At 72.2% G+C, this 12,509-nt stretch carries 13 protein-coding genes and 1 pseudogene; 11 read left to right on the top strand and 3 right to left on the bottom strand.

The window, feature by feature from the left end; translation table 11 throughout:
- Nucleotides 1–52 precede the first annotated feature (52 nt).
- From Drose_RS22630 to Drose_RS39140, 8 genes are all read left to right on the top strand, one after another.
- A complete protein-coding gene (locus Drose_RS22630) occupies nucleotides 53–1,237 on the top strand; it encodes a sensor histidine kinase (protein WP_260723298.1) in 1,185 nt (394 codons plus the stop codon).
- Entirely contained in the window at nucleotides 1,234–1,899 is a 666-nt protein-coding gene (locus tag Drose_RS22625; protein ID WP_260723297.1) for a response regulator transcription factor, read from the top strand. The genes Drose_RS22630 and Drose_RS22625 overlap by 4 nt, the downstream gene beginning before the upstream one ends.
- Nucleotides 1,900–2,006: 107 nt before the next feature.
- Nucleotides 2,007–2,672 carry a hypothetical protein gene (locus Drose_RS22620; protein ID WP_260723296.1) on the top strand — a complete coding sequence of 222 codons (666 nt, stop codon included), beginning with the start codon at nucleotides 2,007–2,009 and terminating at the stop codon, nucleotides 2,670–2,672.
- A gap of 70 nt (nucleotides 2,673–2,742) precedes the next feature.
- A complete protein-coding gene (locus tag Drose_RS22615) occupies nucleotides 2,743–3,009 on the top strand; it encodes an acylphosphatase (protein WP_260723295.1) in 267 nt (88 codons plus the stop codon).
- Between the two features lie 87 nt (nucleotides 3,010–3,096).
- A complete protein-coding gene (locus Drose_RS38805) occupies nucleotides 3,097–3,615 on the top strand; it encodes an NUDIX domain-containing protein (RefSeq protein WP_313899926.1) in 519 nt (172 codons plus the stop codon).
- A gap of 144 nt (nucleotides 3,616–3,759) precedes the next feature.
- A complete protein-coding gene (gene ygiD, locus Drose_RS22605) occupies nucleotides 3,760–4,617 on the top strand; it encodes a 4,5-DOPA-extradiol-dioxygenase (RefSeq protein WP_260723294.1) in 858 nt (285 codons plus the stop codon).
- A 210-nt stretch (nucleotides 4,618–4,827) separates the two neighbouring features.
- Complete coding sequence (gene ligA, locus Drose_RS22600) at nucleotides 4,828–6,909, top strand: NAD-dependent DNA ligase LigA (protein ID WP_260723293.1); 2,082 nt, start codon at nucleotides 4,828–4,830, stop codon at nucleotides 6,907–6,909.
- 788 nt (nucleotides 6,910–7,697) lie between these two features.
- On the top strand, nucleotides 7,698–8,138 hold the full coding sequence (locus tag Drose_RS39140) for an SCO4848 family membrane protein (protein WP_390891225.1): 441 nt from the start codon (nucleotides 7,698–7,700) through the stop codon (nucleotides 8,136–8,138).
- Nucleotides 8,139–8,220: 82 nt separating this feature from the next.
- Here Drose_RS39140 and Drose_RS22595 read toward each other — a convergent pair whose 3' ends face one another.
- Nucleotides 8,221–8,703 carry a universal stress protein gene (locus Drose_RS22595; RefSeq protein ID WP_260723292.1) on the bottom strand — a complete coding sequence of 161 codons (483 nt, stop codon included), beginning with the start codon at nucleotides 8,701–8,703 and terminating at the stop codon, nucleotides 8,221–8,223.
- A gap of 116 nt (nucleotides 8,704–8,819) precedes the next feature.
- On the opposite strand from Drose_RS22595, the pseudogene Drose_RS39135 reads away from it, so the two are divergent.
- Together Drose_RS39135 and Drose_RS22590 are read left to right on the top strand one after the other, a co-directional pair.
- Nucleotides 8,820–8,990: pseudogene (locus Drose_RS39135) on the top strand (DUF2267 domain-containing protein); the annotation flags it as partial.
- A gap of 101 nt (nucleotides 8,991–9,091) precedes the next feature.
- Nucleotides 9,092–9,394 (top strand): DUF2267 domain-containing protein, encoded by a 303-nt coding sequence (locus Drose_RS22590; protein ID WP_260723291.1) that lies wholly within the window; start codon nucleotides 9,092–9,094, stop codon nucleotides 9,392–9,394.
- Between the two features lie 258 nt (nucleotides 9,395–9,652).
- Here the strand turns inward: Drose_RS22590 and Drose_RS22585 are convergent, their stop codons facing one another.
- Both Drose_RS22585 and Drose_RS22580 read right to left on the bottom strand, forming a co-directional pair.
- On the bottom strand, nucleotides 9,653–11,017 hold the full coding sequence (locus Drose_RS22585) for a beta-lactamase family protein (protein WP_260723290.1): 1,365 nt from the start codon (nucleotides 11,015–11,017) through the stop codon (nucleotides 9,653–9,655).
- A gap of 20 nt (nucleotides 11,018–11,037) precedes the next feature.
- The gene (locus Drose_RS22580; protein WP_260723289.1) at nucleotides 11,038–11,295 is read right to left on the bottom strand and encodes a hypothetical protein; all 258 of its coding nucleotides are present in this window, start codon (nucleotides 11,293–11,295) and stop codon (nucleotides 11,038–11,040) included.
- Nucleotides 11,296–11,509: 214 nt separating this feature from the next.
- Here Drose_RS22580 and Drose_RS22575 point away from each other — a divergent pair, with 214 nt between their 5' ends.
- Nucleotides 11,510–12,466: a GbsR/MarR family transcriptional regulator gene (locus Drose_RS22575; RefSeq protein ID WP_260723288.1), complete on the top strand. Its 957-nt coding sequence runs from the start codon at nucleotides 11,510–11,512 to the stop codon at nucleotides 12,464–12,466.
- Nucleotides 12,467–12,509: the final 43 nt, after the last annotated feature.

Here is a 12,509-nt window from a genome sequence, read left to right as displayed (position 1 = left end):
GTCCGTCGTGTGGCCGACCCGCCGATCACCGGCGGCGACCTACATTCGTCACATGTCCCGCATGATCGTCCCCTGGGGAGCCGCCGGGGTCCTCGCCGTGATCGGCGTTGCCGAGATCCTCCTCGACAGCGCCTTCACCAGCGCCCCGGCCACCCCGGTGGCGGCCCTGGCCGCGGTGGTGCTCGGCGCGGTCGTCGCCGGCCGCTTCCCGGTGACCGGGACGGCGATCGTCGCGCTGGCGTTCCCGATCGCCGTGGCCGGCGGCCTGAACGGCCCGACCGGGGTCACCGTGCTGGCGTTCTTCCTGGCCCCGGGCTGGGCCGGCTTCACCGCGACCGGCGTGCGGACGTCGTGGCCGGGGCCCCTGGCCGCGCAGCTCATGGCCAGCCTCGGCACCTGGATCGCCGGGCGGGCCGCCGGGTCCAGCGTCGGCGGGCTCGCCGCCATGGCCTGGGAGAACCTGTTCTTCGGCTCCCTGTGCTGGGGCGCGTGGGGCGTCGGCCTCCTCGCCCGGCGGCTGCGGGAGCGCGCCGACCTCCTCGCCCGGCTCACCGCCGCCCTGGAGGCCGAACGCGAGGCCCGCGAGCACGCCGTCGTGGTCGAGGAGCGGCAGCGGATCGCCCGGGACATGCACGACGCGGTGGCACACTCGATCAGCGTGATGGTTCTCCAGCTCGGCGCCGTGCGCGCCACCCTCCCCACGGGCACCCCGCAGGCGGAGATGCTGCTGGGCGTCGAGCGGCTCGGCCGGGAGTCGGTGCGGGAGCTGCGGACCCTCGTCGGGATGCTGCGCGACACCACGACCGCCGTGGCCGCGCCGCAGCCGTCGCTCGCCCGGGCCGCGGACCTCGTCGCCGAGGTCCGCGCCGCCGGCCTGCCGGTCGAGCTGACCACCGACGGCGACCTCGACGGGCTGCCCCGCCCGGTCGACATCTCGGCGTACCGGGTGCTCCAGGAGGCCCTGACCAACGTCCTGAAACACGCCGGGACCGTCCCGACCGCCGTCACCCTGCGCCGCACCGCCCGGGACGTCATCGTCGCCGTCGAGAACGACTCCGGCGGCGCCCGGTCCGGCAGCCCGCCCGGGCACGGCCTCACCGGCATGCGCGAGCGGGTCGCGGTGTTCGACGGCAGCCTCGCCGCCGGGCCGCGACCCGACGGCGGCTTCAGCGTCCGCGCCGTCTTCCCGACCGGCGCGCACGGGGCGGCTCGCGAGCGCACCGGGAGCCGGTCGTGATCCGGGTCGTCATCGCCGACGACGAGGCGATGATCCGCGCCGGCCTGCGCATGCTGCTCGACCACCAGCCCGACATCGAGGTCGTCGGCGAGGCCGCCGACGGGGTGCAGGCCCGCGACGAGGTCCGCCGCACCGCGCCCGACGTCGTGCTCATGGACGTGCGGATGCCGCGCGCCGACGGGATCGAGGCGGCCCGCCACATCCTGGCCGAGTCGACGGCCAAGGTGGTCATCCTCACCACGTTCGACGAGGACGAGGCGGTACGGCAGGCGCTGCGCACCGGCGTCAGCGGCTTCCTGCTGAAGGTCGCGCCGCCGGAGCAGCTCGTGCACGCGGTGCGCACCGTCGCCGGCGGGCAGGCGCTGCTCGACCCGGCGGTGACGCTGCGCGTCATCGAGTCGTTCGCCGGGGCGCCCGCCGCCGACCCGCGGGCCGTCGCGCAGCTCGCCACGCTCACCGAACGCGAGGTGGAGGTCCTGCGCCTGATCGCCCGGGGGCGTTCCAACGCCGAGATCGCCGCCGAACTGTTCCTCGGCGAGGCGACCGTCAAGACGTACGTCTCCCGGATGTTCACCAAGCTCGGCCTGCGCGACCGGGTCCAGGCGGTCGCGTTCGCCTACGAGAGCGGGCTGGTGCGCCCCGGCAGCACCGGAACCGGCTGACCTCCGCGCCGGGCGCACGGTCCGGGCCGTCCGGGGCACGTCGAGGCGCGGGGAAACCGGTCACTGTGGCACCCTGTCGTCTGCGGCGACGACGGCTTGGAGGCGGCATGATCATCGGGGCTCGGTACAACGGCCCGCCCGGTTCGGGCAACGGCGGCTACTCGGCCGGCCTGCTCGCGTCCGCCCTCGGCGCGGGGCCGGCCGAGGTGACGCTGCGCCGCCCGCCGCCGCTGGAGGTCCCGCTGGCGCTCGCCCGCGACGGCGACACGGTCCGGGCTCTCGACGGCGAGACGCTGATCGCCGAAGCCCGCCGGACAAAGGCCGAAAAGCCGGATATGGTACCGGCCGTGTCGCCCGACGAGGCGATCGCGGCGTCGAAGGCGTACCCCGGCTTCACCGATCACCCGTTCCCGACCTGCTACGTGTGCGGCCCCGCGCGGGACGACGGCATGGGCATCTTCCCGGGCCGGCTGCCGGACGGCCGGACCGCGGCGCCGTGGCGGGCCGGCGACGACGTGTCTGCCGTGACGCTCTGGGCCGCGCTGGACTGCCCCGGCGGCTGGTCGGTGCTCAGCGCCGGCCGGCCGTACGTGCTGGGCCGCCTGGCCGTCTGGATCGACACCCTGCCGGAGCCGGGCGACGATTGCGTGGTCATGGGCACGCACACCGGCGGCCAGGGGCGCGTGGCCGAGGTGCTCTCGACCGTCTACGGCCCCGGCGGCACCCCGCTGGCGACCGCGAAGGCGACCTGGATCGCGGTGCCGGCATCCTGACCGCCCCGTTCGCGCACCGCCGTCACCCCGAAGGGCCGGCGATGGAGCCGGTTTCCGGTACGGTCGGGCTGTGATCCGCAAACGGGTGCTGATCTCGGGCCGGGTGCAGGGGGTGTACTTCCGGGACACCTGCCGCCGGATGGCCCGGAACTCCGCCGTGCACGGCTGGGTCCGCAACCTGCCGGACGGCCGTGTGGAGGCCGTCTTCGAGGGCCCGACCGACCAGGTCGACAAGCTGGTCCGCTGGGCCGGCCGGGGCCCGGAGCTGGCCCTGGTGACCGAGGTGGCCGTCCAGGAGGAGCCGCCGGAGGGCCTGCGGGAGTTCACCGTCCGGTGACGCCGGACGCAGTCTCCCACGACGGCGCGCCGGAGGGCGGCGGATAGCCCGGTGATTGTCGGCCGCCGGGCGGGGAATGTGGGATGCATGGACCACAGGACAGCACGGCCGGAGCTGGTCGGCCTGTGGGAGCTGCCGGCCGGCCTGCTCGACGATCCCGGCGAGGACCTCCGCGCCGCCGCCGAGCGGGAGCTCGCGGAGGAGACCGGCCTCGCGGCGAAGGAGTGGATCCGGCTGGTCGATCTGCACCCGTCGCCCGGCATGACCGACGAGCGGGTCCGCATCTTCCTCGCCCGCGGCCTCGGCCCCGCCTCCGGTGACCGGCACCCCGATCCGGACGAGGACCTCGAGACGGAGTGGGTGGCGCTGGACGAGGCCGTCGCCCGGGTGCGCGCCGGCGAGATCACCAACGGCCTGGCCGTCGCCGGCCTGCTGAGCGTCACGCAGGCGCGTCCGCCGTCGCAGGTCCTGCGCGACATACGACGCGAGGGGGCGAACTGTTCGGGGGTCGGAGTCGGATCGGCTCCCGGCGCGAGCGGCGACGACCCGGTCGCGCATCGCCTCGACGTCGGTGGCCAGCTCGGCGAGGTCAGGCGGGCCCGGTGACGGGAGGCGATGGTCGGAGTCGCCGTCGGCGACCCGCCGGACCGAGGTACGCGGCGCTTGCCGGGGTCGCGGTTCCGCCCGACTGGAGCAGCACCACGATGGCGGCCGGGCCGGCCCGCGGCGGAGCGTTCTACGCTTGGCAGCATGGAACAGATGCGGATGCCGGCGGCGTTCGTCGGCCACGGCAGCCCGATGAACACGCTCGAGCACAACCGGTACACCGCGGCGTGGCGGGCGTTCGGCGCATCCGTGCCCCGACCGCGGGCGATCCTGGTCGTCTCCGCACACTGGTACATCAACGCGACGGCGGTCACCGCCATGTCCCGGCCGCGCACGATCCACGACTTCTACGGCTTCCCGCAGCGGCTCTTCGACGTGCGGTACCCGGCGCCGGGCGCGCCCGAGCTGGCCGACGAGATCGCGGAGGTGGTCGAGCCCGCCTGGGTCGGGCGCGACGTCGATAGCTGGGGGCTCGACCACGGCACCTGGTCGGTGCTGTGCCACGCCTTCCCGGACGCGGACATCCCGGTGGTTCAGTTGTCCATCAACGCCTACAAGCCCTTCGACTACCACCTGGACCTCGGCGCGCGGCTGGCGCCGCTGCGCGACCGCGGTGTGCTCATCATGGGCAGCGGCAACGTGGTGCATAACCTGGGCGGGATGGACCGCGACCGGCCGGACAGCGGCTTCGACTGGGCGCAGCGCTTCGACGAGCAGGCCACGGCGCTCATGCTGGAGGACCCGGCCGAGGTGGCCACGATGGACGGCCACCTCGACTTCGCCCGGGCGGTCCCGACCCCCGATCACTTCATCCCGCTGCTCTACGTCGCCGGACTGGCCGGCAGCACCCCCGCTTGCGCGGAGGTGCTCGTCGACGGTTACGCGTACGGTTCGCTGTCGATGACCGCATACACGGTCGACCACACCCCGGTGCCGGTCTCCGCCGAGCGCGGCGAGCCGGGTGCGCTCCCGTCGGCACCCCCGGACTGCGCGAACATCTGACGGACCGCCGCGGAGGGCAGGGTCCCGACGGGCGGCGTCCACTGGGTCCACTGGTTCGCCTTCGACGACAGAGCGCGCCCAGCACCCGGTGACCACCTCGATCGCGGCGAGGACCCGCTGCCGGGCTTTGTCAGGAGCCGGTCCTGTCCGGCCCGCCGTCGATCGTGTGGGTCGCGAAAATTGTCGTACGGGGTGGCTAAGCTGCCCGGCATGACAGAAGAGCTGGTCGTGGACGCGCGGGTGGCCGAGCCGTTCCCCTCCCCGGAGGAGTATCGTGCGGCGGTCGAGGACGTCCGGTCGGCGGCCGCGCTCTACTACGGCGGCACCGAGCTGGCGATGGACGACGCCGTCTATGACGCGCTGATGGCCCGCGTCGCCGCCACCGAGGCCGCCACCCCCTCGTGGAAGGCGGAGGAGTCGCCGACCGAGGTCGTGGCCGCGGGCGGCGGTGTCGTCGGCGACGTGGTGCACAGCACGCCGATGCTCAGCCTGGACAACGTCTTCGACGAGGAGACACTGCGCCGGTGGGCGGCCCGCCTCGACCGGCTCCTCGGCCGACCGGCCGTCGGGTATACCGTCGAGCCGAAGATCGACGGGCTGGCGATCGCCGCGCGATACGTCGACGGCAGCCTGGTGCAGGTCGCCACGCGCGGTGACGGACGCGCCGGTGAGGACGTCACCGGCCAGGCGCGGCGCGCCGCCGGCCTGCCGGAGCGGCTGACCGAGCCGGTGACCCTGGAGATCCGCGGCGAGGTGTTCATGACCGACGCCGACTTCGAGGTGGCCAACGGCATGCGCACCGGCGCCGGCGAGCCGGCGTTCGCGCACCCGCGCAGCGCCGCCGCCGGCACGCTCCGGGCGCAGGACCGCACCTATGACGCGCCGCTGTCCTTCCTCGCCTATGCCGTGCACGGCCTCGGCGACGGCGCGCACTCCGCCGAGATGGCCGCCGTCGAGCGGCTCGGCATCGCCACCACCGCGGGTTCGCCGGCCGGGATGCCGGTCTGCGCCACCGTCGACGAGGTGCTGGAGGCGGTGCACGCGCTCAACGCCAAGCGGGGCGTTCTCGGGTTCGGCATCGACGGCGCGGTCATCAAGGCCGACCAGCCCGCCGACCGGGCCGCCGCCGGCTTCTCCAGCCGGGCGCCGCGGTGGGGCATCGCCTACAAGTTCCCGGCCGACACCCGCACCACCAAGCTGCTGCGCATCGAGGTGCAGATCGGGCGGACCGGCGTCATCACGCCGGTCGCGGTGCTCGAGCCGGTGCAGATCAGCGGCGTCATCGTCACGTCGGCCACGCTGCACAACTTCGACGACCTCGTCCGGCGCAACGTGTGGCCGGGCGACACGGTGTTCGTCCGCCGGGCCGGTGACGTCATCCCGGAGGTCACCGGGGCCAAGCTCGACGAGCGGCCGGCCGACGCGGCGCCGTTCGAGCCGCCGGTCCGGTGCCCCCGCTGCGACGGGGAGATCGACCGCAGTCAGAAGCGCTGGCGGTGCACCCGTGGCCGGGCCTGCGGCGCGCACGAGTCACTGGCGTACTATGCCGCGCGGCACTCCATGGACATCGAGGGTCTCGGCGGCAAGCTCATCGACATGCTCGTGGCCGCCGGGCTGGTGACCGACCCCGCCGACCTCTACGACCTCGACGTGCCGACGGTCACCAAGCTGGAGCGGATGGGCGAGGTGTCGGCGACCAAGCTCGTCACCGCGATCCAGGCGTCGAAGGAGCAGCCGCTGGCCCGCGTGCTGACCGGCCTCGGGGTGCGCATGACCGGCCGGTCGATGTCGCGCCGGCTGGCCCGGCACTTCGGCACCATGCGTGCGCTGCTCGACGCCTCGGTCGAAGACCTCCAGCAGGTCGAGGGCGTCGGCCCCGAGCGCGCCGTGATGATCGCCGCCGAGCTGGTCGAGATCGCGCCCGTCATCGCCAAGCTGGTCGAGCGCGGCGTCAACATGACCGAGCCCGACATCGCCGGCCCGGCCGGCCCGGCCGGCCCCGGGGCGCCGCCCACCGACGGCGCGGACCGCCCCGACCTGCCGCTGCGCAAGCCCGACGGCACCCCGATGACGGTCGTGGTCACCGGCGCGGTGCCCGGCCTGACCCGCGACGAGGGCAACGAGGCCGTCGAGCGCCTGGGCGGCAAGTCCTCCGGCTCGGTGTCAAAGCGCACCGACCTCGTCGTGGTGGGCGCCGGCGCCGGCTCCAAGGCCGAAAAAGCCGAACAACTGGGCATCCGCATCATGCCGGCCGACGAGTTCGCCGCCCTGCTGACAGCCCACACCCCCTGAGCCCGCCCGCCCCTCCCTCCCCGGTCGAGGTCGCGACTGCCCGGTTTCACCCCTCCGCCGTGGTCCTCACCGCTCCGCCGTGGTCCTCACCGCTCTGCCGTGGTCCTCACCGCTCCGCGCTGGTCCTCGCTGCTCCGCCCTGCAAGACCATGGAAACGTCGGGCTGCCCGACGCAAGGTCGCGAAGTTCAGCCCAACAGCCCTATGTCAACCTGGCCAAGACCGACAATTCGGCATGGCGTTCGGGTGTGTCGCCGCCGAGGCGTGCCGGCCGGCGCGCGTTCGGCCGCAAGCCGGTGCGATCCGCCGCCATGCCGCTGGACCTTATGATCATGGGAAAGATCTGGCTATCCGGGCAGCCGGATCCTTTCCATGATCATGAAGTCTCCCGGCCGGGAGTGCGCCGCTCCGGGTTCAGCGGGAGACGCCCGCCCGCACTACTGTGCGTTACCGTTTCGTCGCGCAACATGGGGATTGACGGGCGGTCGCGCGGCTTGTCTATGCGGCCTTGTGTCCCAGCTACCACAAGGTTTCCCTTGGTCTGCTCCGGACGGCCGGACCCGTGCTCTGGTTGGCCGGATCCTGGTGTCCTCACCCCGTGGTGAGTACATAATGGACAAACCGAACCCGGCCGGCGTGATCCTTTGGTTGGCGTTACCGCGGCGTGCCCTGCTTGGTCGCAACGGTAGGTGCATTTACGTTTACCGATGCGCCAAAATGCCTGGAATGGCCGTTGTTGCAAGGGTATTGCCATGATGGTGGAGACTTTTTGCTGCCCTGGGTACAAAAATGCTCCATCATCATGGCGAAGGTTCAACCCCCGAGCGGTCAGTGCCGCCGAAGCCGGGCTCCGCACGGGCCGACCGTGTCGAAGTGCTCGGCGTGGCCTCGACCTGTGGCTTCCCGCATTCGTGTCGCCCGGCGGGCACCAGCCTGGCCAGAGCTGAGGACTCCAGAGCCGGGAGGCATACTTGCTCCGTGGTCGTGTCACGGCGGTGGGCGGTGTTCCTGGTTCTGGTCGGCGTGTGGAGCTGGGTCATCTGGCCCAGGTTCGCCGTCGCGATCTGGAACGACGATCGATCGTGGGCGAATGGGGGGTCCACGCCCACGTCTTTCCTCTGGGTTCACGCGTTGCTGATCGCTGCCTCGCTGGCCATCGGGACAGCCGTTGCGGTCCTCGGCATCCGCGCCTGGCTCGCAGCCCGGAAGCAACTCGCAGCCCGGAAGTAGGACGTGCCAGCGGCGGGACGTGCCAGCGGCGGGACGTGCCAGCGGTAGGAGGTGCCTCGCAACAGGAGGTGCCAGCGGAGTGTCAGCTTGCCGCGCGGACTACCACCACCGGGCGGCCGGCCCGGTGGATCAGGGCGTTCGACGTGCTGCCCAGCAGGAGTTCGCTGAGCTTGCGGTGGCCGTGGGCGCCCACCACGATGCCGGGGCTGTGGTGCTCCTGCGCCAGGCGGATCAGGGTGTCCGCCACCGTCAGGTCGTCGGCCACCGCCAGCCCGATGGCGTCCTCGAAGCCTGCCTGCCGCGCCAGCGTCGCGCCGCGTCGGGCCGTCCGCTTCGCATTCTCGTACAACTGTAGGTCGGCCTCGATCGCGCTGCGGATGTCGAGGACCGTGGGTGGCATGTCGAGCCCGGCGATCGGCATGGTCGTGATCTCGAACAACCGGCCGGCCTCCCACACCGTCACGACCAGCGCGCGGTGGCCGGCCAGCAGCGTCGCGGACTGCCGCAGCGCACGTTCCGCGGCCGGGGAACCGTCGAACCCGATGATGACCGGTGCGGTGCTCATGACTCTTCACACCGTACGACCGCGGCTTCCTACCGGCGGGATGAGGCCGGGGTGGTGTGCATGACGACAGGCGGGACGGGTAGTGCTGACCCCACCGACGCCGAGGGTTGAGCAGCATGAACGAAGACCGGTTCATCGCGATGGTGCGGCGCGAGATCGGCGTGCCCGACGGGGCGACGGCGCGCAAGGCCGTACGGGCCGTGTTCGAGACCTTCTCCGAGCGGCTGACGGGTGGGCTGATCAAGACACTGCGCGGGCAGCTACCGGAGGAACTCGCCAGGGATCTTTCCCTGCGGCGGCCGCGTCAGCCCTTCGACGCGGACGAGTTCGTCCGCCGGATCGCCCGGCCGGGCTGGGGGAGGGGCGGGCGCTCGCCGTCAGCGAGGCGGTGCTGGAGACGCTGGCCGAGCGGATCGCGGGTGGCGAGGTCGACGACCTGGTCAAGGAGCTGCCGGGCGACCTGCGTCCGGCGCTGGAGCGGGGCCGGGCGCGCTCCGGCGGGCAGGGCAGGAGGATGAGCCTGGCGGAGTTCCTGGACCTGGTCGCCGAGCGGGCGGACGTCACCCCGGGTGAGGCCCGGAGGTACGGCGCCGCGGTCCTCGCCACGGTCCATGACGCCGTCACCGAGAAGGAGTTCCTCGACCTCCTGTCCGAGCTGCCGAAGTCGTACGTGGAGCTGACACACGCCTAGGTCGAGCCCGGCGCGGTGACCCGCGGGGATGGCGCCGGGGGCGACGAGCGTCCGGTCGACGGCGTTCCGGGTGTCGCGCCTGGTGAGGGCCAGGACCGCGAACACGACGCTGAACGCCAGTGTCGGAGGCGATGCCAGGCCGGCCAGGACCGGGCCGAGGAGCGTGCCGCAAGTCCCGCCCACCTTTCTGCCGAACGGCCCACCGTTCCTACGCACAGTTTCCCGGGTGTCGGCTGGGCGCCGCGAACAACAACGGCGCTAGCCGAGCCTGGGGTTCACCCGGCAGTTGGTGTGCAGGTACTGCGCGCCGCCCTGCGTGAAATCGTAGATGGCGACGGTCTGGGTGTCCTCGAACGGATCGTCGGAGGGCATCAGGAAGTGCGTGCGGCTGACCGGGAGCAGTTCGTACCTGACGCGGTCCGGTTTGCCGAGGAACTGTGCCTGCATCGGATCCAGCGTCAGGGTCAGGTGCAGTTTCCCGCCTTCGGCCGCCACCTCGTAGCGGGTGCCGGGCCGCCCGTAGACGCCCTCATATCTGGACAGGTCCAGGTCGGCGGCCCGGTCTGGTTGCGGCAGGTCCGGGATCGTCGTCGCGTGCAGGTCGGTCAGGAGTTCGTTGAACACCGTCTTGTAGAAGGTTTCTCGTGGTCCGCCGTTGGTCAGCAGCGCGATGGCGATGTTCGAGTCGGGCATGATGCGCAGCCGCGCGTTCTGGCCGATGGTGCTGCCGTCGCTCGCGTAGACCGTCTCGCCGTGCCAGTCGCACACGATGAGTCCGAGGGCCCACGCCGGCCCGAACATGTACGGGTCCGGGAGCGGCACCCGCGATCGCATCATCTCCCGGATGCCCGCGGCCGAGAGGATGCTGGTCCCGTCCGGTGCCTTGCCCGCGTTGAGGAAGACGTGCGCCGTCGTGAGCACGTCCCGGATCGTCGAGTTGACGTTGCCGCCGGGGCCGAAGCAGCGCGGCAGGTGGTCCACCGGCGTGACGACGGGGCCTTCCTCGCGGGACCGGATCAGGTGCCCGGTCGCGGCCCGGCGCCGGTCCACCTGGGCACGCCAGGTGGTTGTGCCGGTCAAGCCGAGAGGGCGGAGGAGCCGGTCGCTCATGATGGTGTCCCACCGCTTGCCGTCGAGCACTTCCATGATGCGGGCGAGGATCGCGTAGCCCAGGGCCGCGCTGTAGCCGTGGGTGTAGCCCAGCGGGTGGACCTGGGCGGCGCCGGCGATGCCGGCCACCATGCGCTCGTACACGTCGTCGTCCTCGCCCGGGTCGCCGAAGTCCTCCTCGATGCCGCTGGTGTGGTACAGCAGATGGCGCGGTGTGACCGTGGCACTGACCTCGGGATCGGCTACCCGGAATCCGGGCAGGTAGGTTCGCACGGGCTCGTCCAGGTCGACCTTCCGTTCGTCCACGAGCTGCATGAAGGCCAGGGCGGTCCAGGTCTTGGTCATGGAGCCGCACTGGTAGATGGTGTCGGTCGTGGCGGGCTGCCCCGTCGACACGTCCGCGACGCCGACGGCGAAGCCGGCGACCTCCCCGTCGCGAAGGACACCCAGCACCGCGCTCGGAATCCCGTATTCGTCGAGGAGCTCGCCGACCCGGGCCCGCAACCGTGTCATGTCGATCGCCATCAGCGTGGCTACTTCGGCAGGCCGACGGCGTTGGCGGCGTCCGCCGTGAAGTACTCCGTCGTGGCGAAGGCGCCCGCGTGCTCCTCGAAGAACCCGCGGACCGCGTCGACCGAGTCGTGGGCGATGATGTTCACGGCCTTCGTGCCGTCGGTGCTCGCCACCGCCAGCGTCCATCTGGCTCCCTTGGGGAGCCTGCCGTGCGCCTTCTTCAGCCCGTCCCAGAAGCGATGCTCGTCCGTGACGGTGGAAACGACCATGACGTGCATTTCCCGTCCTCCCCGTAGGTAACTTCTCCTACCCAGGAAAGCTACGTTGCATTTCGTACTTCGTCAACACCAATCGTCGTGGAAACCCTTGTGAAACCGGAAAAAATCTGTCGTTGCAACAGATATGCCGGTGAATGCAATCGCATCTCGTTGCAATAGAATGCCGACGAACGCAAACTGGGGCGAAGAATCGCCGACGACCCGGAGGTGGCCGATGCCCGGCGCCAGGCTGACTCACGAGGACCGCCGACGGATCGCGGCGTGGCTGGACGACGGGCTGGGATACGCCGAGATCGCCAGGCGGCTGGGCCGGCCGACCTCCACGATCAGCCGCGAGGTCGCGCGCAACGGGGAACCCGGCGATTACCGGGCCGACCACGCGCAGCGGGCCGCGGCGCGACGCGCACCCCGGCGCAAACCGGCCCGGGCGCCGCGACCGGCAAGCGACCGGCGATCGACGCGGTCGGCGCACGCCTTCGCCGAACAGTTCGCGACCCTCCTGTCCGCAACCGGCCTGCCCCGGATGGGTGCCCGCGTGTTCGTCTGCCTGCTCACCCGCGACTCCGGGAGCCTGACGGCCGCCGAGTTGGTAGGCCTGCTCCAGGTCAGCCCGGCGTCGGTGTCCAAGGCCGTCGGCTACCTCGAAGCGATGGAACTCGTCGTGCGCACACCCGACGCCGGCAGCCGTCGTGAGCGGTACGTCATCGTCGACGACGTGTGGCTGCGGGCCTGGCGAGCCGACACCGGCGCGCATGCTCAGGTCGCGGCCGAGGCGCGGCGAGGAGCCGAAATCCTCGGTCCCGACACGCCTGCCGGAGCCCGGCTGGGAAAGATGGGCCAGTTCTTCGCGTGGCTGAGCGAGCAGATGAGCCACAGCGGCCGCGCCGACCTGGTCGTGCAGGATGCGCTCACGGTGCTCGCCGCCCTCGTCTACACCACCGGGCGGCTCACCGCCGACGAGCTGGCCGCAGCGCTGGACTGGCCCCGGAAACGGGTCGACGACGCCCTGGGCGCCGTCGAACGCCGGCCGGCCATCGCCGACCCGCTCGCACTGACCTCCACCAGGGCCGGCGCATACGCCGTCACCACCAGGCCCGACCGCCTGAACCCGGCACAACGCCGGGCACTCGGAGCCCGACGCGGCACCGTGGCGGCGGCCCCACGACGGTGAGACCCGCCGCCCGCGGTCACCGGCGCCGCCACCGCCTCCCCGG

The organism is Dactylosporangium roseum (genome assembly GCF_025264685.1).
In the GTDB taxonomy this organism is placed as follows: domain Bacteria; phylum Actinomycetota; class Actinomycetes; order Mycobacteriales; family Micromonosporaceae; genus Dactylosporangium; species Dactylosporangium roseum.
Note: the sequence above shows the minus strand (reverse complement) of the source record. Positions and strands in the feature narration are given on the sequence as shown.

Bases quoted from the DNA above. Each gene is read 5' to 3' on its own strand.
- Drose_RS22630 (WP_260723298.1), top strand. From the start codon at position 53: ATGTCCCGCATGATCGTCCCCTGGGGAGCCGCCGGGGTCCTCGCCGTG.
- Drose_RS22620 (WP_260723296.1), top strand. From the start codon at position 2,007: ATGATCATCGGGGCTCGGTACAACGGCCCGCCCGGTTCGGGCAACGGC.
- Drose_RS38805 (WP_313899926.1), top strand. From the start codon at position 3,097: ATGGACCACAGGACAGCACGGCCGGAGCTGGTCGGCCTGTGGGAGCTG.
- ygiD (WP_260723294.1), top strand. From the start codon at position 3,760: ATGGAACAGATGCGGATGCCGGCGGCGTTCGTCGGCCACGGCAGCCCG.
- ligA (WP_260723293.1), top strand. From the start codon at position 4,828: ATGACAGAAGAGCTGGTCGTGGACGCGCGGGTGGCCGAGCCGTTCCCC.
- Drose_RS39140 (WP_390891225.1), top strand. From the start codon at position 7,698: ATGCTCCATCATCATGGCGAAGGTTCAACCCCCGAGCGGTCAGTGCCG.
- Drose_RS22595 (WP_260723292.1), bottom strand. From the start codon at position 8,703: ATGAGCACCGCACCGGTCATCATCGGGTTCGACGGTTCCCCGGCCGCG.
- Drose_RS22585 (WP_260723290.1), bottom strand. From the start codon at position 11,017: ATGACACGGTTGCGGGCCCGGGTCGGCGAGCTCCTCGACGAATACGGG.
- Drose_RS22580 (WP_260723289.1), bottom strand. From the start codon at position 11,295: ATGCACGTCATGGTCGTTTCCACCGTCACGGACGAGCATCGCTTCTGG.
- Drose_RS22575 (WP_260723288.1), top strand. From the start codon at position 11,510: ATGCCCGGCGCCAGGCTGACTCACGAGGACCGCCGACGGATCGCGGCG.